A 17,968-nucleotide genomic window follows, 5' to 3' on the forward strand; every position below is an offset into this window, starting at 1 on the left:
GTGGTTTACGGGGTCGGGCGCCGTTACGGCGCATGGGCACCGGGCTCCGTGGTCAGTTGCCGGCCGGGGGCTCCTCGATCGGTTCGTCGACCGTCGAGGGCTCCTCGACGGGCTGGGGTTCGTCGGCAGGCACGGCTTCGTCAGCGGGCACGGCTTCCTCGGCCGGCTGAGTCTCCTCCGTCGGCGTCTGCTTCTCTGACGGCAACGGGTCTTCCGACGGGGACGGCTCCTGCGATGGGGCGGCTGAGGGCTCTGGCTCGGCGGGCGCACAGGATGAGCCGGACCTGGCCGAGGGCGGGACCTTGGGGAGTTCGTCCACCACCGAGACCTTCAGCTGGGCCGTCAGGGCCAGAACGCTTCCTGGGGGCGCCCCCACGCCCTTGTCCTCCACGACCGTCTGCCGCTCCCCCAGGTACAGGTGCGTGGACGGATCGAAGATGGCCTGGGTGAGCGTTCCCTGCCGGTCCATGCGGCCGAGCGCCACCCCCTTGCGGCCCGCCGAATCCTCCACGCCCTCGGCGACCCGCACGCCGGGGATGGTCTTGGCGGCCCCGAACAGCGCATCACGCTGAGCCTTCGGCAGGTACGTCTCTCTGACCAGGTCCGTCACGTAAGTGAACGCCGCATCGTCTTCGGACACGTTCTTGCCGGCGCTCGCCTGCCCCTCGACCGCCCGGTAGACGTGCTCGCGCATCGCGGCGGCGTCGGCCGGCAGCGTGCTGAGCGAGGTGTAGGCGGTGTCGGCGCGGGTGCCGGGACATGACGGCAGCACGTGCCAGGTGGAGCCCTTGCCCTCGCTCTCGGCGGATTCCGGCAGTTCCCGGCCCGGCCACGGTCTGGGGTCGCGGCTCTCGATCAGCAGCAGGCCGTCGGCGCTGCCGTCCACCGATTGCCAGATCTTCCTGTGCGTCCGGTAGAGGTGCCGGGTTTCCTCGCCGTCCTTGCCGACACTGTACGAGCCGTACATCGTGTCGGACTCGATCAGGATGTACTGCCCGGGACGGGGGTCGAGTTCATCGGACACGGCGGCTGACTGGGTCAGGGACGTGGCCGGGCCCGTCGCTCCGGTGCCCTGGTTCGACAGGGTCACCGCCACGCCGCCGATCAGCGCGACCGTCACCCCGAACGCGGCCGCGGCCTGCCAGCCCAGGCGCGGCAGGCGAAAGCGGCTCCCGGCCCCGCGTGCTTCCGCCAGCAGCCGCTCCCTGGCCTGCGCGCGGGCCTCGGCCCGGTATGGCGGGGTCGCCGGCCGGCCGTCGGCGAACACGCGGATCTCGTCATCATCCATGCTGGGGCTCCTCTGCTGCTGCGAAGGGATCGATGCCGCCGAGCGCCCTGCGCACCTTGACGCGGAGCCGGTGCAGTCTGGACCGTACGGTGCCGACGGGCACGCCGAGCGCGAGTGCCGTGTCCTCGTAGGTCAAGTCCGCCCAGGCCACCAGCAGTAGCAGGTCGCGTTCGCTCGCGCTGAGCCCGGTCAGCGCCCTGGCCAGCCGGGGCTGGAGCTGCTCGGCGGTGACCCGGTCGGCGCTGCGCTCGTCGAACGTGCCCGGACGCTCCGCCCCGACCTTGGCCATGGCCGCGGTACGCCGCCGCTCCGCCCTGCGATGCTGGGCGACGACCTTGGTCGCGATGCCGTATAACCACGGCCGCGCGTCGGGCCAGGAGCGGTCGTAGCGGGCCCGCCCGCGGAACGCGACGAGGAATACCTCCCCCGTCACGTCCTCGGCCAGCTCCGCCCCGAGACGCCGGGCCGCGTACCTGTGGATCTCGTCGGCGTGCCGATCGAACAGCGCCGCGAAGCTCTCGGGGGCGCTGAGCGAATGCCCGATCAGCGTCGAGTCATCCAGCGTCTCAGGCACATCCTGAACACCCACCACTGTGCCGGTCCTCTCTCATGCGGTCACCCTGTTGTTGACCGCACGCCGGAGTCCGGTTCCCACTATTTCGTGAGCCGCCAGGCTTCCAAGCCGTCGGGAGCGCCGTCCCGGGTGAAGCCCGCCGCTTCCAGCTCGGCGACCAGGCGCTCCCGTGCCGGCCAGTGGCTCTCGGAGACCACCACGTCCTCGCTGATCACCACGCCGCGCTGCTTCACGCGGTAGAAGTAGCGGGTCTTGGCCGTCTCGCCGGTGACCGTGAGCACCTGACCCGCGATCTCGTACGTGTGCCTGCCGACCCGGTAGGAGCCGACGACCTCCGGCTCGCCCGGCACGGGGGTGGCCCGCTCGCGCCAGTTGAACAGCAACAGCCCGCCCGGCTCCAGCTGTCTGCGCAGCACCCGCCACAGCTCCGCCCGCTGCTCGGCGTCGAAGCTGTGCAGCACCGAGATCATCACGATGGCCTCGACGGGCTCGTCGGCCTCCGCCTCCAGCGCGCCGCACGACAACACGGTCACCCGGCTCAGCGCGTCGGGGTCCTCGGCCAGCCGGTTGAGCAGGACGGAGCGCATGCCGAACGACGGCTCGACGGCGTAGACCTCCGCGGGCGTCTCCCGGAGGATCACCCGGGTGATCAGGCCGGTGCCCGCACCGATCTCCATGACGCTCCGCCGCACGCCCTTCAGCAGGGGTGGCAGCAGGTCGCGGATCATGGGGACGTGCCCGTCCTCATGCCACAGGTCGTAGAACGGCACGGCCAGCGAGTAGTGGTCTTCATCCATAGGGCGTGACGATAACCGTTTTCACTCGAGTCGTACAGAATCGATCGGCCTGAGAACCTCGTCGCGCGACTCGTACCAGGTCACCTGGTCGGGGAGGGTGAGCGTGGCGACGGCGTTCTGGAACCACGGGCCCTTGGTGATGCGCCAGCGGAACGGCGGCCGCGGGATGCGCGCGAGGCGCGCCAGCAGGCCGCCCACCAGCGTGGCGATGGAGAACTGGGTGACCACGTTGGCCCAGCGCAGCAGGCGGCTGAGCGGGTTGCGGATCGGCGAGCAGACCACCTGGTAGACCGGGCCGAGGCGGGCCTTGGCCAGGTAGGAGTAGTGGACGTCGCCGGACAGGATCAGCACCGGCTTGCCGAGCCCGATGAACAGCCTCGACAGGTCGTCGAACGAGCGCCGGAACGCCGCCCAGTGCTCCAGGTCGAAGGCCTGCCGGAACCGCTCCGACCACCGCCGCACCACCGGACCCCACGCGCCGTCGCTGAGGGCCTCGTTCCAGTTTTGCACCCCGTGCACGCCCTCGGGCAGCAGGAACGGGATCGACGAGCCGATGATCAGGCGCTCGGCCGGGGCGGCGACCTGTTCCTCGAGCCAGGCCTGCTCCGCCGGGTCGAGCATGCGGCGCGCGCCCGGCGTGAGCTGCCTGGCGCACCGGGTGTCGACCATGATCAGGCGGGCGGGCCCGAGGTCACGGGCGTAGCTCCAGCGGTTGCTCGACGGCTCGGCGTCGGCCTTCTCGGCGAAGGCGTCGAGCGCGTCGGCGCCGTCGCGGCCCTGGAGATCCAGCAGCGTGCGCAGCAGCGGGTCGGCCGCGCGCTCGGCCGGTGAGAGGTTGCCGAGATGCTGGTAGACCCAGTACGCGCCGAGCCCGGCGACCACCCGGCGGCGCCACCAGCTGGTCCTGGCCATCTCCTCGCGCCAGGGTTGCGAGGTGTTCCAGTCGTCCCGCAGGTCGTGATCGTCGAAGATCATCGCGGTCGGCACGGTGGACAGCAGCCAGCGGATCTCGGGGTCGGTCCACGCCTGGCGGTAGAGCTCGGCGTACTCGTCGAAGTCGGCAATCTCCCCTTGGGGCTCCGTGCTCCGGCGCGCGCGGACGTAGGCCAGCGTCTCGGGCGAGGGGTTGTCGGCGTAGACCTGGTCGCCCAGGAGCAGCAGCAGGTCGGGCCACTCCTCGTCGCCGGAGCCCGCCAGGTGGCGGCCGTAGGAGCGCAGGACGTCCTCGCCGTGGGTGCGGACGTGCGCCACGTCGTGGGGCACGCTGGTGCGGCACGATCCGAACGCCAGCCGGCGCGCCCCCTCCGGCGGCAGCAGCCGGATCCTGCTGGGCGGGCGACCCGCCGGAGGCCATACCTGCTCCCCGCCGAGGCTGACCGAATAGGAGGGGATATCCTGGGAGAGCTCTACGAGATCCACGATCGCGTAGTGGTGTCCGTGCACGGTGAAGGTAGGCGACCGGTAAGCCCTGCCGCCCGCTTCGACGGTGACCGTGCAGGGTTCGGCGGACTCCACCCAGATCGAGGCGCTGTTGGCATCGACGTGTCGCAGCATCGGCCCCACGACGAGTGCGGGCATCCCACCTCCGATGTCGATTCGGCACACCCTCGTGGCCCAAGCCTGCCAGAGTGGCACGGTCCACGGCATCCCGATCAGCGGCCCGGATTTTTACCAATAACTAGGCAAGGTCAAATCCCCCGCTCTAGGATGATCGCGACAACATCGCCCAGAAGGTGAAGGCAATGGCGCTTTCCCTACAAATAGGGCGTATATACCAGGAGGAATCTCTTCCATGAGCATCATGGTGCCGTCAAAGACGCCGGCGCTGATCACTCCGGGCCGCCAGGCCCTCGACTCCGCTCTCTACCAGCTCGACCAGGCGGCCGAGCACCTCGGGCTCGACGACGGGCTCCGCACGGTGCTGGCCACGCCCCGCCGCTCGCTGACCGTCTCGGTCCCGGTGCGGCGCGAGGACGGACGGCTCAACGTCGTCCAGGGCTTCCGCGTCCAGCACAACGTCTCGCGCGGCCCCGCCAAGGGCGGCATCCGGTTTCATCCCGGCACGGACATCCACGAGGTCACCGCGCTCGCGATGTGGATGACGTGGAAGTGCGCTCTGGTCGGCATCCCGTACGGCGGCGCCAAAGGCGGCGTGGCCGTGGACCCGACCGGGCTCACCACCCGCGAGCTCGAACGCCTGACCCGCCGCTACGTCAACGAGATCCTGCCGCTGATCGGCCCGGAGAAGGACATCCCGGCTCCCGACGTCGGCACCGACGAGCAGACCATGGCGTGGATCATGGACACCTACAGCGTCAGCGCGGGCTACTCGGTGCCCGGCGTGGTCACCGGCAAGCCGACGACGCTGGGCGGCTCGCTCGGGCGCTCCGGCGCGACCTCGCGCGGCGTGCAGATCGCCACGCTGGCCGCACTCGGCCGCGCGCCCGAGGGCGCGACCGTGGCCGTGCAGGGCTTCGGCAAGGTGGGCGCGCTGGCCGCGCAGTACCTCGCCGACGCCGGCTGCAAGGTGGTGGCGGTCTCCGACATCACCGGCGCCGTCTACGCGAGCGCCGGGCTGGACATCGCCGGCCTGCGCACGTGGGCGGCCGAGACCGGCGGCGTGTCCGGCTACCGCCACGCCGACGCCCTGCCTCTCGACGACCTGCTGGAACTGGACGTGGACGTCCTGGTCCCGGCGGCGCTCGAGGGCGCGATCACTGAGGCGAACGCGCCACGCGTGCGCGCCCGCCTGATCGTGGAGGGCGCCAACGGCCCCACCACGCCGGAGGCCGACGAGATCCTGTTCGCGAACGGGGCCACGGTCGTGCCCGACATCCTCGCCAACGCGGGCGGGGTGATCGTGTCGTACCTGGAGTGGGTGCAGAACATGCAGGCCTACTCCTGGAGCTCCGGGGAGGTCGAGGTCAAGCTGCGCGACCTCATGGAAAGCGCGTTCTCCGAGGTCAAGTCCATGGCCGCGGCCCGCGGGCTGACGCTGAGGCAGGCGGCGCACGTCATCGGCGTGGGCCGCGTCGCCGAGGCCCACCAGATGCGCGGTCTCTACCCGTGACCGCCGGCGGGGGCTCGCTCCGGCGGGCCCCCGCCATCGCCTGATCCGCGCGGCTGCGCCGCCCTCCTCGCCTGTGCGATCTTGCCCTGAGCGATGCCGGGAATTCGTACCGAAGAGATCTTTTCCGTATAAGACTTTGCCTCTAATGTGCGAATCGCCCCCCAAGCAGCGAGGAGCAGTACATGAGCGCAATTGAGCAGTTCGGCTACCGCCAGGAGCTCAACCGTTCCTTAGGCTTCGCCGATCTGATGATCTATGGCTTGATCTTCATGGTGCCGATCGCGCCGTTCGGCATCTTCGGAAACGTCTTCGCCGTCTCCCACGGGATGGTGGCGCTGGCGTACGTCATCGGGCTCGTCGCCATGGCGTTCACGGCGCTGTCGTACGCGCAGATGGCGCGCGCCTTCCCCATGGCCGGCTCGGTCTACACCTACGCCGGGCGCGGCATTGGCGCGCCGGTCGGGTTCATGGCGGGATGGGCGATCCTGCTCGACTACGTGCTCGTGCCGTCGCTGCTCTACCTGGTGGCCAGCGTGGCCATGAACTCGTTCGTGCCCGCGATCCCCGTCTGGGCGTGGCTGGTCGCCTTCGTCGTGCTCAACACGGTCGTGAACTACCTCGGCATCCAGATGACGGCCAGGATCACCCGGATCATGCTGGTGGCCGAGCTGGCGGTGCTGGCGATCTTCCTGGTGGTCGGCGTCGTCGCGCTGGCCCAGGGCAAGGCGCAGACCGGCTTCCTCACACCGATCTTCGACTCCTCCGGGTTCGCCTGGAGCGTGGTGCTGGCCGCCGCGTCGGTGGCCGTGCTGTCGTTCCTCGGCTTCGACGGCATCTCGACCCTGGCGGAGGAGAACCGCGAGGACGCGCAGCGGCTCGGCCGGTCCATGGTGGCCGCGCTGGGCCTGGCCGCGGTGTTGTTCGTGGTGCAGACCTGGGTGGCGGCGCTACTGACGCCCAACAGGGACAACCTGATCACGAACGGCGACCCGGCCGGCAGCGCCTTCTACGACACCGCCGCGTTCGCCGGCGGGGCCTGGCTGTCGGTGCTGACCGCCGTGGCCACGGCCGTCGCGTGGGGCTTCGCCAACTCGCTGGTCGCCCAGGCGGCCACGTCGCGGCTGCTGTTCGCGATGGGCCGGGACCGGCAGCTGCCCTCGTTCCTCGGCAGGGTGGACCCCAAGCACAAGGTGCCGGTCAACGCGACCCTCGTCGTGGCGGCGATCTCGCTGATCCTCGGCATCTACATGAGCACCAGGGCGAACGGCATCGGCGAGCTGGCCTCGCTGGTCAACTTCGGCGCCATGACGGCGTTCCTGGTGCTGCACATCTCCGTCGTCGTGTACTACGTCGTCAAGCGCGGCAGCCGCAACTGGCTCGCGCACCTGGTCGCGCCGGTGATCGGCTTCATCGTGCTGGTGGCCGTCGTGGTCAACCAGAACGTGCACGCCCAGTGGGTCGGCGGCATCTGGCTCGCCGTCGGCCTGGTCGTCCTCGGTATCACCTACGTCACGGGCCGCCGGCCTGTGCTTCCCCAGGAGGTCCAGTGAACGTCGTGTCCTACCATCCCTCGCCTGAGGAGCTGAGCTACACCTTCGGGGGGCGCGCGGCCCTGGGCAAGGTACGTCCGGGCACGATCCTGGAGTTGTACACCGAGGACTGCTTCGGCGGCCTGGTCCGGAGCGTCGAGGACCTGCCGTCGCAGGTGTGCGAGTTCCCCTACCTCAACCCGGTGACGGGGCCGTTCCACGTCGAGGGCGCCGAGCCCGGCGACACCCTCGCCCTGCACTTCATCAAGATCACCCCGGCCAGGGACTGGGCGGTGTCGACCACGTTCCCCCACTTCGGCGCGCTCACCGGCACCCACACCACGGCCATGCTCCAGCCGCCGCTCGAGGAGCGGGTCTGGCGCTACGACATCGACCTCGACAAGGGGGTGGCCGTCTACCACGCCCGCAACAGCGACTTCAGCGTCGAACTGCCGCTCGACCCCATGCACGGCACGGTCGGCGTGGCCCCCGGCGCGAACGAGGCCCGCATGACGATCACCCCGGACGCGCACGGCGGCAACATGGACACCCCCGAGCTGCGTGCCGGAGTCACCGTCTACCTGGGGGTCAACGTCGAGGGCGGGATGTTCGCGATCGGCGACGGGCACGGGCTGCAGGGGCACGGCGAGGTGTGCGGCACCGCGGTCGAGTCGGCCATGAACACGGTGGTCGCGGTGGAGCTGATCAAGGGCGTGGCCACGCCGTGGCCGCGGCTGGAGGACGATCTGCACCTGATGTCGACGGGCTCGGCCCGGCCGCTGGAGGACGCGTACCGGATCAGCCAGCACGACCTGGTCACCTGGACGTCGGAGCTGACCGGGCTGGACACGCTCGACGCGTATCAGCTGGTCAGCCAGGCGGGGCAGGCGCCGGTGGGCAACGTGTGCGACACCAACTACACGATGGTGGCCAAGCTGCCGAAGGCCTACCTCGGCGAGCCCGCCGTCTACGAAGACGCGCATGCCCGGCTGCGAACCCTGGGTTCCCAGTACACAGGTTAGGTAAAACAATGATTGTTGCAGATCAGCGCACTGATCATCTTCTGCTAACACTGGGAGGGTGCTCAGGCTGGTGCTTTCCCTGGTCCTGCTCGATCCAACCGCCGTCATCGCCGAGGTGTCGCAACGTAACATCCCCGTCCCCCAAGTTCTGACCCCGAACGGGGATCGTCTGGGTTACGCCCCGGTCCCGCGCCCCTATACGGGGGCGCGGCGGCTCACGGGGCTGCTGGTCGGCCGAGATCCCGTCACACGGCGGGACGTGGTGTGCGGAGGCACGGTGATCGGTTCGCGCAGCCGCAGCCTGGTGCTGACGGCGGCGCACTGCCTTCATCACCGGGGCCGGCGGCTGAAGCAGCTCGCCTTCATACCGGGCTACGACCGAGGCCGCCCGCGGCTGGGGGTATGGCGGGTCGCGCGCACGTGGGTGCCGGCCAAGTGGCGGAAGGAGCCGTTCTCGGCCGAGTTGCTGCCGTACGACGTCGGCCTGGTCGGGGTGATGGCACAGCGGCGCCCGCTGGAGGACGTGACCGGGAGCGGGCTGCGGACGATGCCGACCGCCAGGGGCACCGCGCTGCGCGGGCTCGAGTTGCTCGGCTACCCGGCGGGCAAGGGCTATCGGGGGTTGCGGCTGCACCGGTGCCTGGGCGACGCGGTCGAGGGCGTCTCGGACGGCCGCGGCCTGATGATCACGCATAACTGCCACGCCGCCGCCGGCGGCAGCGGCGGTCCCGTGTTGTACGGCGGCGCGATCGCGGGCGTCGTGTCGTCGTCCAGCCCGTTGCGTGACGCGAAGGGCTATACCGTGCTGACCAGGCTGGGCGGCCGGCCCTTCGAGCGCATGTTCGCCAGGGCCGACCGGGCGATGCAGGTCAAGCGGCCTGGCTGACGATCTCCTCGCACAGCTCGTGCGTGCGCAGCGCGTCGTCGGCGTCGATCCTTCGGCCCTCGCCGACGGCGGCGAGGAACTCCAGGCAGATCTGCTCGATGCCGCGCTGCCTGGCCACGGGCACCCAGTCGGGCCGCCGGACGAGCCGCTCGCCGTTGCGGTAGTCGATGACGTCGCCGAGGTTGACCACGCGGCGCTTGACGCCGTCGCCCATGGCCTCGCAGGTCTCCTCGGCGGCGCCGCTCATCCGGTTCATGATGCCGATGGCGGTGAAACCGTCGCCCGACAACTCCAGGACCATGTGCTCGATCAGGCCGTTCGTGACCCGGGTCCGGATCGTGGTGCCGCTGATCGGGCCGGGGGCGAGGAAGCGGAGGGTGTCCACCACATGGATGAAGTCATCAAATATCACCCGGCGGGGCTCGTCGGGGTGGTTGTCGCGGTTTTTCTCCATGAGGATGAGGTGTCGAGGATGAGCGGCAAGTCCGACATATCCGGGCGCGTAGCGGCGGTTGAAGCCGACCATCAGCGACCTGTCCTCGGCCTTCGCGAGCCGTACGAGGCGCTCGCACTCCTCGAGCGTGTACGCGATCGGCTTGTCGACGTAGACGTGGATCCCGGCGCTGAGCAGCGGCTCGACGATCTCCGCGTGCGCGCCGGTCGCGGCGTGCACGAACGCCGCGTCGACCCTCGCCTTGATCACCTCGTCCACGCTCGCCGACCGGCGGGCGATGCGGTAGGCGTCGCCGAGCCGGTCGAGCCGGGCGCTGTTGCGGGTGCAGAGGTGGAGGTCGAGGGCGGGCTGGGCGGCGAGCACGGGCAGGTAGGCCTTCTCCGCGATGTCACCCAGGCCGATCATGGCTATCTTCACCCGTCGAGCGTAGCTTTGAGCGCCTGGTCGATCGGGGTAGGCGCCACGCCGAACGTGCGCTGGAAAGCCGACGAGTCGAGCACGAAGGGCGCGGTGAACTGGTAGCGCACGTGCCCGAGCTCGCCGATCATGGGCGAGAAGAGGCCGACCGCCCGAACCACGGGCCACGGCAGCTGAACCATCCGGGGCGCGGGGCGTCCGAGCAGGGCGGCCATCCGCTCCCCGATCTCGCGGAAGGTCACCGGCTCGGCGGTCGGCACGTGCCAGGGCTTGCCCCAGGCCCGCTCGTCCCCGCCCGCCACGATCAGGGCGTCGGCCACGTCGGGCAGGTACGTGAAGCTGTGCGGGATGTCAGCAGGCCAGACGAGCTGGATCGTCTTGCCCGCCCGGAGCGGGACGAGGAACCGGTCACCGAGGTAGGACTGGTCGGTGGCGCCCGGGCCGAAGTAGTCGGAGCCGCGCACCTCGGTCGCCCTGATCCGGCCGGCCTCGTGGGCGGCCAGCGCGTCGGCCCACATCTTCGCCCGTACCCGGAACTTGGGGTTGGCCGAGGCGAGCGGCAGGTCCTCGGTCATCGGGACCGAGACGGGCCCGTACGGGTAGAGGTTGCCGAGCATCACGTACACGGCGCCGCTCGCCTCGGCGGCGGCCAGGAAGGACTCGGCCATCGGCGGCCAGTCGGTCAGCCAGCGGTGATACTTCGGGTTGACGGCGTTGTAGAGGACGTCCGCCCCCCGGGTGATCTCGATCATCCTGTTCTTGTCGGCCACATCCGCGGCCACCTTGACCGCCCCTTCGGGTCCGCTGCCCGAACGGGTCACCACGGTGACCTCGTGCCCTTGGTCGAGGAGCTTGGTGGCCACGTGCGTGCCGACCTGGCCCGAACCCACCACGACGTGCTTACCCATGATCAGACCTGCTTCCAGATGATGCGGAGGACCGCGTTGAGGACGAAGAGAGCAAAGAAGACGGCCGCGGAGGCCGTCAGGCCGGAGGCGTAGAGCGCCAGGGAGCCGCCGCCGAACCAGACGATCTCCAGGGCGGCGCGGGCCAGGCCGGTGAGCGGGAACGTGGCGTTCGCGCCACCACCGGCCCCGAACAGCGCCCATGCGGCGATGAACAGCGCCGGCCCGCCGAGCCCGGCCAGGAGCTTGATCGCCCAGTTGGGGCTGACGGTGAACCCCCAGTAGCCCACAGAGACCAGCACGCCGAGCTCCAAGAGGAACATCAGGGCCGCGTTGGCGTGCTTGGCGAGGTCGAACATCCGGGGCCTCCGTGGGCGATGTCACTGGCTTACGAGAGCAATGCTCTCTCAATAGAGCACTGTTCGTCAAGAGCAGTGCTCTCGTTTCTTCTCACTGCTCTGATAGCCTGCTGGCATGACAGCCGGCCGTACCGCCAGAGAACGTGTCAGGGCGGAGCTCACCAGAGAGATCACCGACATCGCACGCCGCCAGCTTGCCACCGAGGGCGCCGGCGGCCTGTCACTGCGGGCCGTGGCGCGGGAGATGGGCATGGTCTCCTCGGCCATCTACCGCTATTTCCCGAGCCGCGACGACCTGCTCACCGCATTGATCATCGACGGCTACAACGCCGTCGGCGAGGCCGTGGAGCAGGCCGATGCGGGCTGCCCGCGAGCGGACTTTCTCGGCCGGTGGCTGGCCGTCTGCCACGCCGTGCGCGACTGGGCACTGGCACACCCGCACGAGTACTCCTTGCTCTACGGCTCGCCCGTGCCCGGCTACCAAGCCCCGCAGGACACGGTCCCCGCCGCCGTGCGCGACACGATCGTGTTCGGCCGCATTCTGTCGGAGGCCCACCAGGCGGCCGCCCTCACCCCGGCCCAGCCGGTCCCCCCTCCCCCGCCCTCGCTCCAGGCGGACGCGGCCGCCGTCCGCGTCCTCATTCCCGACGCCCCCGACGACGTGATCTTCCGCGGCGTGATGGCATGGACCGCCCTGTACGGCTGGGTCAGCTTCGAGCTGTTCGGCCAGTACAACAACACCATCGAGGACCGCCGCACCGCCTTCGACCACTCGATGCGGCTCATGGCCGCGATGATGGGGCTTGCCGAGTGAGAGACCAGAGCCCGGCCGCTTCACGGACGTGACGCTGGCGCCAGACTTGGACACCAGCCACCCGACACCCGGGCTGACCCTGACCACCTCGCCCGGCGACCCAGGCTTATCGCCGGCTTGACCAAGCGACGATGCCCGCAGAGCGACAGGCCGTTTTGCTCGTCGCCGGGGACAAGGCCGGGAACTGGCAGTTCTGGTCGGCCTCGTCCATCACGCTGGCCGAGGGCGCTATGAGCATCGACGCGTGACCTAGTCCTGGGACGGCGGTGGCGGCACCGTCGCGACAACCGCCACCTCGATCCCCCGACTAGGTGGGATTCAGTCCTGCCAGGGGGCAGCGTGGCGGGCGTAGGTGCCGTCGTTGACGCTCAAGTGAACCCACTGGTCGACGTACTCCTTGAACACCTCGTCACCTCGGGGCAGCATGTACGCCTTCTCCGCGAAGGTGAACGGCTTGTCCGGATTGATCGCGCACAGCTCGGGGCGGATCTTGGCCTGATAGCGGGTCTCGGAGGCATCCGTGATCATCACATCTGCCCTTCCCGCCACGATCTCCTCGTGGATGGTGTTGTTGTCGGGATGAGTGATGACCGTGGCCTTCTTGATGTTCGCCTGGACGAACTGCTGGTTGGTACCCCCCGGGTTGACGATCACTCGGACGCCGGGCTGGTCGATCTGCTCGAGAGTCTGGTACTTGTCCTTGTCGGCGCAGCGGGCGATAGGAGCCTTGCCGTCGGTGATATAGGGGGTGCTGAAATACGCCTTGCGTGCCCTTGCCAGAGTCACCGAAACGCCGCCCATGCTGACATCGCACTTGTTCGCGGCCAGGTCGTCGACGATCTTGGCCCACGTGGTCGGCACAAACGTGGCCTGCACACCCAGGCTGCTCGCCAAGTGCCTGGCCATGTCAATGTCGATGCCGGTCCGATCGCCCGTCTTCGGGTCCAGGTAGGTGAAGGGCCGGTAGTCGCCGGTGGTGCAGACTCGCAGCCGGCCACGCTGTGGGATCTTGTCCAGGAGCGTACCTTCCTTACCGCCCGCGGCATCGGCCGTGGCGCTGACCGCGGCGGCGGTACCGCCCTGCCCCGTGAGGAAGAGCATGCCGACGAGCACGGCCGAGAGGGTCAGAGCCAGGGCGGAGAATATGGTGGTACGCCTCATGATTCTTGCTCCTACGTAACTGGGACCTAACTTTCGGCGATTTTGCCACATAAAACGATCAATGTCCGGTGCGGTTAGAGACCATCGACGCTGAGGCTTGTTCAGCGATCACGGCCGCGACCTGTTTGACGGCGGTGCGCGTGGGCGCCGGAGGGCAACCGCGCGAGCGCCAGCCGTTCGACGAGTTCTGGGGTACGCGCTCTAAGTTGTGCCTCTGCGCGCACGACCGCGCACACCCTCGCGGTCGCCTCCGGTTCGGCCGGCGCAGTCCTGCGTGATCCGGCCGGTCAGCAGCGGGACGAGCACCTCGTCCACGATCTGGACGACCAGCTCGTCGGGGATGGGTGTGCCGTTGAACAGGAAATGGTGGCGCAGGAGCGCGTGCCCCGCGTCCAGGCGGCGCGGTGTGACCGCCTCCGGATCGACCTCGCCGCGCTCCACGGCACGCCGGACGACCTCCTCTATCGTCTTCCTGCCCATCCCCTGGGACGTCTTGCGCATGGCGCGCAGCGGGGACCCGCTGCTGAGCGCCTCGCCCAGCAGCCCCCGCATCGCCTCGCCCGCGGGTCCCGACAGAACGTGTGCGGCATGACCCAGCATGGCCATCAGGTCACCGCGCAGGCTGCCGGTGTCGGGCGTGGACTCGGGGGTGGGCAGCGTGTTGCGGACCGCCTCCATCACCAGCTCGATGCGGGTCGGCCAGCGCCGATAGAGCGAGGCCTTGCTGGCCCTTGCCCGCTCGGCCACCCGTTCCATCTTCAGTCCGGCGTAGCCGCTCTCGGCCAGCTCGTCGAGCGTCGCCTGGTAGATGGCGGCGTTGAGCGCCTCTCCCCGGCGGCGCGGCTGCTTGCGGTGGTCGGTCACCATAGGGCGATCCTAAGCAGCGCCCGTAACCGTGCCGGTGTCACCGTTGACGGTGACGAGCCGGCCGTCCTCCAGCACGGACGTTCCCGTGCCCGTTCCCATGACAGCCGGGATGCCGTACTCTCTGGCCACGATCGCCGCGTGCGACGCTGCGCCGCCGCTGTCCACGACCACGGCAGCGGCCTGCTGGAACAGCGGCGTCCACGAGGGGTTGGTGTAGGGGCAGACGAGGACGTCGCCCACCTCCAGCTTGCCGAACTCGGCCGGCCCCTTGATCACCTTTACCGGCCCTGTCACGACGCCGCCGCTGGCGGGCGATCCGGTGAGCAGCGCGTCGCCGGCCTGGCGGGCGGGGAAGATCGCGGCGGGGTCGATGAGCCGCGTGCCGGCCAGCTCCTCCCGTTTGACCGCCCGTGCCCGCGCGGTCTCCCGCAGCCGCTCCCGGTCCGCCGCGGTGTCCTGGAACGACTCCAGCTCCTCCAGCCGGAGGTGGAAGACGTCCTCGGGCCGATCGAGCACGCCCTTGTCGCGCAGTCGCCGCCCCAGCTCCACCAGTGATCTCCGCAGGATGGGCTGCGGCATCGTGAAGTAAAAGTGGCTGTCCTCGCGGAAGGCGACCCCGGCGCGGGCGGCCGCCACCCAGCGCGTCATGCGGGCCCGCCGGCGCGGGTTGCGCAGCAGCGGGTGGTCCAGGAGGCGCTCCAGCGCGTCGTCGGACTCCTTCCGCTCGGACGGCTCGGCGGCCAGCACCCCGATCAGGCCGTGGACGGTCTCAGGGTCATCGGCCCAGGAGGGCGGGGTGACGAGGATCGGGCTGACGGTCTCGCGGTGGCCGTATTCGGCCATGAACTCCTGGAACGCGGCCTGGAACTCGGCGGGCGGCGGGTCCGCGTCGAGCGCGCCGGTGCGCCTGGCCAGCTCGGCCAGCCGCGTCAGCGCCTGGTTGGCTTCAGTGGTCCGGGTGACCGCGCCGAACAGCAGGCCGCCGAACAACCTGCCACGTCCCAGCAGCTTGACCGCCACCAGCAGCCGCAGCAACGCGAGCCCGGTGCCCGGCAGGTAGTCGATGCGCAGGTCGGCCACCGGCGCCACCAGGGCGAGCGCCTGCCTGGGCACGCGGATCAGCTCCGTCCACGGCATCGCGGCCAGGTCGCGGGCGGCCAGCCGCCGGACGTCCGCCAGGTAGTCGAGGAAGCGCCGGTCCTCGCTCCAGCGGGCCGGGTCGTACCGCCGGGCCTTGGCCACGACGCGGAACGGCGCGGCGAGCACCCCGAGCGTGGGGTGCGGCATCGGCGGCACGAACGCGTAGACGACGCCGTCCTCCTCGCGCAGGAACCCCTCGAAACCGCGGCGCAACCCGAAGGCGCCGGTCACCTTCCCCATCAGCCCGGCCGGGCCGTACGGGATCCAGGTCGACATGTCGATCGGGTACGGCCGAACCGGGAGGTATTCGGTCAGCACGCCGGCCAGGCGGCGCTGGATCGGGTTGAGCCTGCCGACCGGGGGCGGCGGCAGTGCGGTCATGGGCCGGGCCTGCAGCAGGGAGACCCTGCCACCCGACCAAGCCCACTCGATGTCCTGCGGCCGCCCGAAATGTCCGGCGACTCGCCGGCCGAGCTCCGCCAGCTCCTCGACCACCGCGTCGGGCAGCCGCTCCCCCGCCGTCACACCGGCCTCACGCGTGACCCCGCCGCCCGCCTTGCCCCGGATGACGACCTCACGGCGGCCGGGGGTGAACTGTATGTCGCCCCCGGCGTCGACGACGTAGTGGTCCGGGGTGACCAGGCCGGACACGACGGCCTCGCCCAGGCCGCTGCTGGCGTCGATGACGAGCTGGGTGCGGTCGCCGCTGACCGGGTTCGCGGTGAACATGACGCCTGCCGTGGCGGCCTCGACCATGCTCTGCACGACCACCGCAATGCTCACGTCGTCGATGCCCAGCCTGGCGCGGTAGGCGACGGCGCGGTCGGTCCACAGGGAGCCCCAGCAGCGTCGTACCGCGTCGAGCAGAGCTTCCTCACCGACGACGTTGAGGAAGGTGTCCTGCTGCCCGGCGAACGCGGCCCCCGGCAGGTCCTCGGCGGTCGCGCTCGACCGCACCGCCACCGGCCCGCCGCCGAGCTCGGCGTAGGCGCCGAGAACGGCCTGCCGCAGGTCATCGGGCAGCTCGACCTGCTCGAAGTACGCCCGCCCCGTGTGACCTTGGGCGACGAGGTCGTAGGCGTGCGTGGTGACGACGAAGCCATCCGGAACCGGGAAGCCGTTCCTGACGAGCTCTCCCAGGTTGGCGCCCTTGCCGCCGGCCATGGCCAGGTCGCCCCGGCCGAACGCGCTCAGGGGTGCGACGAGTTTCACGATGTCTCCTCGACGTAGGCTCGGGTGCGGAGCGGGCGCGCCGGCAGGGCCAGCGCGAGGAAGAACGCCACGGCGAGCAGCGGCGCCATGGCGGCGAACACGGGCGGCGCGGCCGCGGCGAACGCGTCGCGGACACCGTCCGGCAGGTCCGACGGGGTGGCGGTGGCGGGGATCCCGGACCTCAGCGTGATGAGCGCGCCGACGAGCGCGACCCCGGCCGACGCCCCGATCTGCCGCAGGAACGTGACCGAGGAGGTGGCGGTGCCGAGGTCGGCGTGCTCGACGGCGTTCTGCGCGGCCAGCACCACGACCTGCATGACCAGCCCGACTCCGAGCCCGGTCAGCAGCATCGCACCGGCCAGCGCGAGCGGCGAGCCCCCCGCGACCCCGACTAGCGCCAGCCCGACGGCCGCCGCCGCCGTGCCCGCGATGGGGTATGGCTTGTACACCCCGGTCCGCGTGATCAGCCGCCCGGACACGACCGTGGTGACGAGGACCCCGCCCATGAGCGCGGTCACCAGCAGCCCCGCCTGCGTCGCGCTGGTCTCCAGCGCGATCTGCAGATACGCCGGCATGTACGTGATCGTCCCGAACAACGCGAACCCGATGAGCAGGCTGATCGCCACAGGCACGGCGAAGGCCCGATCGCGGAAGAGCCGCAGCGGCAGGATCGGATCCTTGGCGAAGCGGGCACTGACCAGCCACGCCACCACCCCGCCCCCTGCCATCAGCAGGTAGACCGGCTCCCGGGTCTGCCCCACCATGACGACACCCACGACGGCGACGGCGAGCGTGAGCGCGCCCACGACATCGAACGGCATCCGGTGGTTCTGGGGCCTCGGCAGGCGCAAGGTGACACTCAGCACGACCAGGGCCACCAGCCCGAGCGGCGGGTAGATGGCGAAGATCCACCGCCACCCGAGCGAGTCGATGAAGAACCCGCCGACCAGCGGCCCGCCCACGGCGGCCACGACGTACGCGGCGCCGATGAAGCCGAGATAGCGGCCCCGCTCACGCGGGCTGACGATCTCCCCGATGATCGCCTGCGCCCCGATCATCAACCCGCCCCCGCCGAGCCCCTGCACCGCGCGGAAGGCGATGAACTGCGGCATCGACGTGGCGAGGGCGCACAGCACGGCACCGGTGACGAAGATGACGATGGCGACCTGCATGGTGGGCTTGCGGCCGTACCGGTCGCCGAGCTTGCCGTAGACGGGCATGACGACGGTGGCGGCGGCGAGGTAGGCGGTGACGACGGCAGGCATCTGATCGAGCCCGCCGAGACTACCCGCCACGGCCGGGAGAGCGGGAGCCATGATCGTCTGATCGAGCGCGCCCAGCAGCATCGCCAGTATCAGACCCGACAACACAAGACCCATGGCACCGCCCCTTAGAGAACGAATCGTTCTCTAAAGAGAATACGATTCAGCCCATAGAAACGCAACGTTCACTATCGGGCCTCGATGCACATGG

16 protein-coding genes are annotated in these 17,968 nt (G+C 70.1%); 5 read left to right on the forward strand and 11 right to left on the reverse strand.

Annotation, left to right across the window (positions count from 1 at the left end; all coding sequences use genetic code 11):
- Positions 1-52 precede the first annotated feature (52 nt).
- The 4 genes from Q9G87_RS35295 to Q9G87_RS35310 all read right to left on the reverse strand — a co-directional run bounded on the left by Q9G87_RS35295 (position 53) and on the right by Q9G87_RS35310 (position 4,237).
- Positions 53-1,288: a CU044_5270 family protein gene (locus Q9G87_RS35295; protein ID WP_305920891.1), complete on the reverse strand. Its 1,236-nt coding sequence runs from the start codon at positions 1,286-1,288 to the stop codon at positions 53-55.
- A complete protein-coding gene (locus Q9G87_RS35300; RefSeq protein WP_305920892.1) occupies positions 1,281-1,862 on the reverse strand; it encodes an RNA polymerase sigma factor in 582 nt (193 codons plus the stop codon). The genes Q9G87_RS35295 and Q9G87_RS35300 overlap by 8 nt, the downstream gene beginning before the upstream one ends.
- Before the next feature lie 80 nt (positions 1,863-1,942).
- Entirely contained in the window at positions 1,943-2,659 is a 717-nt protein-coding gene (locus Q9G87_RS35305) for a class I SAM-dependent methyltransferase (RefSeq protein ID WP_305920893.1), read from the reverse strand.
- A 21-nt stretch (positions 2,660-2,680) separates the two neighbouring features.
- Positions 2,681-4,237: an alkaline phosphatase D family protein gene (locus Q9G87_RS35310; RefSeq protein ID WP_305920894.1), complete on the reverse strand. Its 1,557-nt coding sequence runs from the start codon at positions 4,235-4,237 to the stop codon at positions 2,681-2,683.
- Positions 4,238-4,451: 214 nt separating this feature from the next.
- Here Q9G87_RS35310 and Q9G87_RS35315 point away from each other — a divergent pair, with 214 nt between their 5' ends.
- From Q9G87_RS35315 to Q9G87_RS35330, 4 genes are all read left to right on the forward strand, one after another.
- On the forward strand, positions 4,452-5,729 hold the full coding sequence (locus tag Q9G87_RS35315; RefSeq protein WP_305920895.1) for a Glu/Leu/Phe/Val family dehydrogenase: 1,278 nt from the start codon (positions 4,452-4,454) through the stop codon (positions 5,727-5,729).
- Between the two features lie 182 nt (positions 5,730-5,911).
- Positions 5,912-7,279, forward strand: a complete 1,368-nt coding sequence (locus tag Q9G87_RS35320) for an APC family permease (RefSeq protein WP_305920896.1) — start codon at positions 5,912-5,914, stop codon at positions 7,277-7,279.
- On the forward strand, positions 7,276-8,280 hold the full coding sequence (locus Q9G87_RS35325; protein WP_305920897.1) for an acetamidase/formamidase family protein: 1,005 nt from the start codon (positions 7,276-7,278) through the stop codon (positions 8,278-8,280). Before Q9G87_RS35320 ends, Q9G87_RS35325 begins: the two co-directional genes overlap by 4 nt.
- A gap of 58 nt (positions 8,281-8,338) precedes the next feature.
- On the forward strand, positions 8,339-9,166 hold the full coding sequence (locus tag Q9G87_RS35330; RefSeq protein ID WP_305920898.1) for a trypsin-like serine peptidase: 828 nt from the start codon (positions 8,339-8,341) through the stop codon (positions 9,164-9,166).
- Here Q9G87_RS35330 and Q9G87_RS35335 read toward each other — a convergent pair.
- Genes Q9G87_RS35335 through Q9G87_RS35345 form a run of 3 tightly spaced genes read right to left on the reverse strand, consistent with a single transcriptional unit; the run spans position 9,150 to position 11,301 of the window.
- On the reverse strand, positions 9,150-10,037 hold the full coding sequence (locus Q9G87_RS35335; RefSeq protein WP_305920899.1) for a Gfo/Idh/MocA family protein: 888 nt from the start codon (positions 10,035-10,037) through the stop codon (positions 9,150-9,152). The two genes, Q9G87_RS35330 and Q9G87_RS35335, sit on opposite strands and share 17 nt — an antisense overlap.
- Positions 10,034-10,945: an NAD-dependent epimerase/dehydratase family protein gene (locus Q9G87_RS35340; RefSeq protein ID WP_305920900.1), complete on the reverse strand. Its 912-nt coding sequence runs from the start codon at positions 10,943-10,945 to the stop codon at positions 10,034-10,036. Before Q9G87_RS35340 ends, Q9G87_RS35335 begins: the two co-directional genes overlap by 4 nt.
- Positions 10,946-10,947: 2 nt before the next feature.
- Positions 10,948-11,301 (reverse strand): YrdB family protein, encoded by a 354-nt coding sequence (locus Q9G87_RS35345; protein ID WP_305920901.1) that lies wholly within the window; start codon positions 11,299-11,301, stop codon positions 10,948-10,950.
- 115 nt (positions 11,302-11,416) lie between these two features.
- On the opposite strand from Q9G87_RS35345, the gene Q9G87_RS35350 reads away from it, so the two are divergent.
- Positions 11,417-12,115, forward strand: coding sequence for a TetR/AcrR family transcriptional regulator (locus Q9G87_RS35350; protein ID WP_305920902.1), 699 nt, complete (start codon positions 11,417-11,419; stop codon positions 12,113-12,115).
- Between the two features lie 318 nt (positions 12,116-12,433).
- Here the strand turns inward: Q9G87_RS35350 and Q9G87_RS35355 are convergent, their stop codons facing one another.
- From Q9G87_RS35355 to Q9G87_RS35370, 4 genes are all read right to left on the reverse strand, one after another.
- Positions 12,434-13,276 (reverse strand): transporter substrate-binding domain-containing protein, encoded by an 843-nt coding sequence (locus Q9G87_RS35355; RefSeq protein ID WP_305920903.1) that lies wholly within the window; start codon positions 13,274-13,276, stop codon positions 12,434-12,436.
- Between the two features lie 201 nt (positions 13,277-13,477).
- Positions 13,478-14,143: a TetR/AcrR family transcriptional regulator gene (locus Q9G87_RS35360; protein ID WP_305920904.1), complete on the reverse strand. Its 666-nt coding sequence runs from the start codon at positions 14,141-14,143 to the stop codon at positions 13,478-13,480.
- Positions 14,144-14,152: 9 nt separating this feature from the next.
- On the reverse strand, positions 14,153-16,495 hold the full coding sequence (locus Q9G87_RS35365) for a PEP/pyruvate-binding domain-containing protein (RefSeq protein ID WP_371825868.1): 2,343 nt from the start codon (positions 16,493-16,495) through the stop codon (positions 14,153-14,155).
- On the reverse strand, positions 16,492-17,874 hold the full coding sequence (locus Q9G87_RS35370) for an MDR family MFS transporter (protein ID WP_305920905.1): 1,383 nt from the start codon (positions 17,872-17,874) through the stop codon (positions 16,492-16,494). The genes Q9G87_RS35365 and Q9G87_RS35370 overlap by 4 nt, the downstream gene beginning before the upstream one ends.
- Positions 17,875-17,968: the final 94 nt, after the last annotated feature.

The organism is Nonomuraea turcica (assembly GCF_030718205.1).
In the GTDB taxonomy this organism is placed as follows: domain Bacteria; phylum Actinomycetota; class Actinomycetes; order Streptosporangiales; family Streptosporangiaceae; genus Nonomuraea.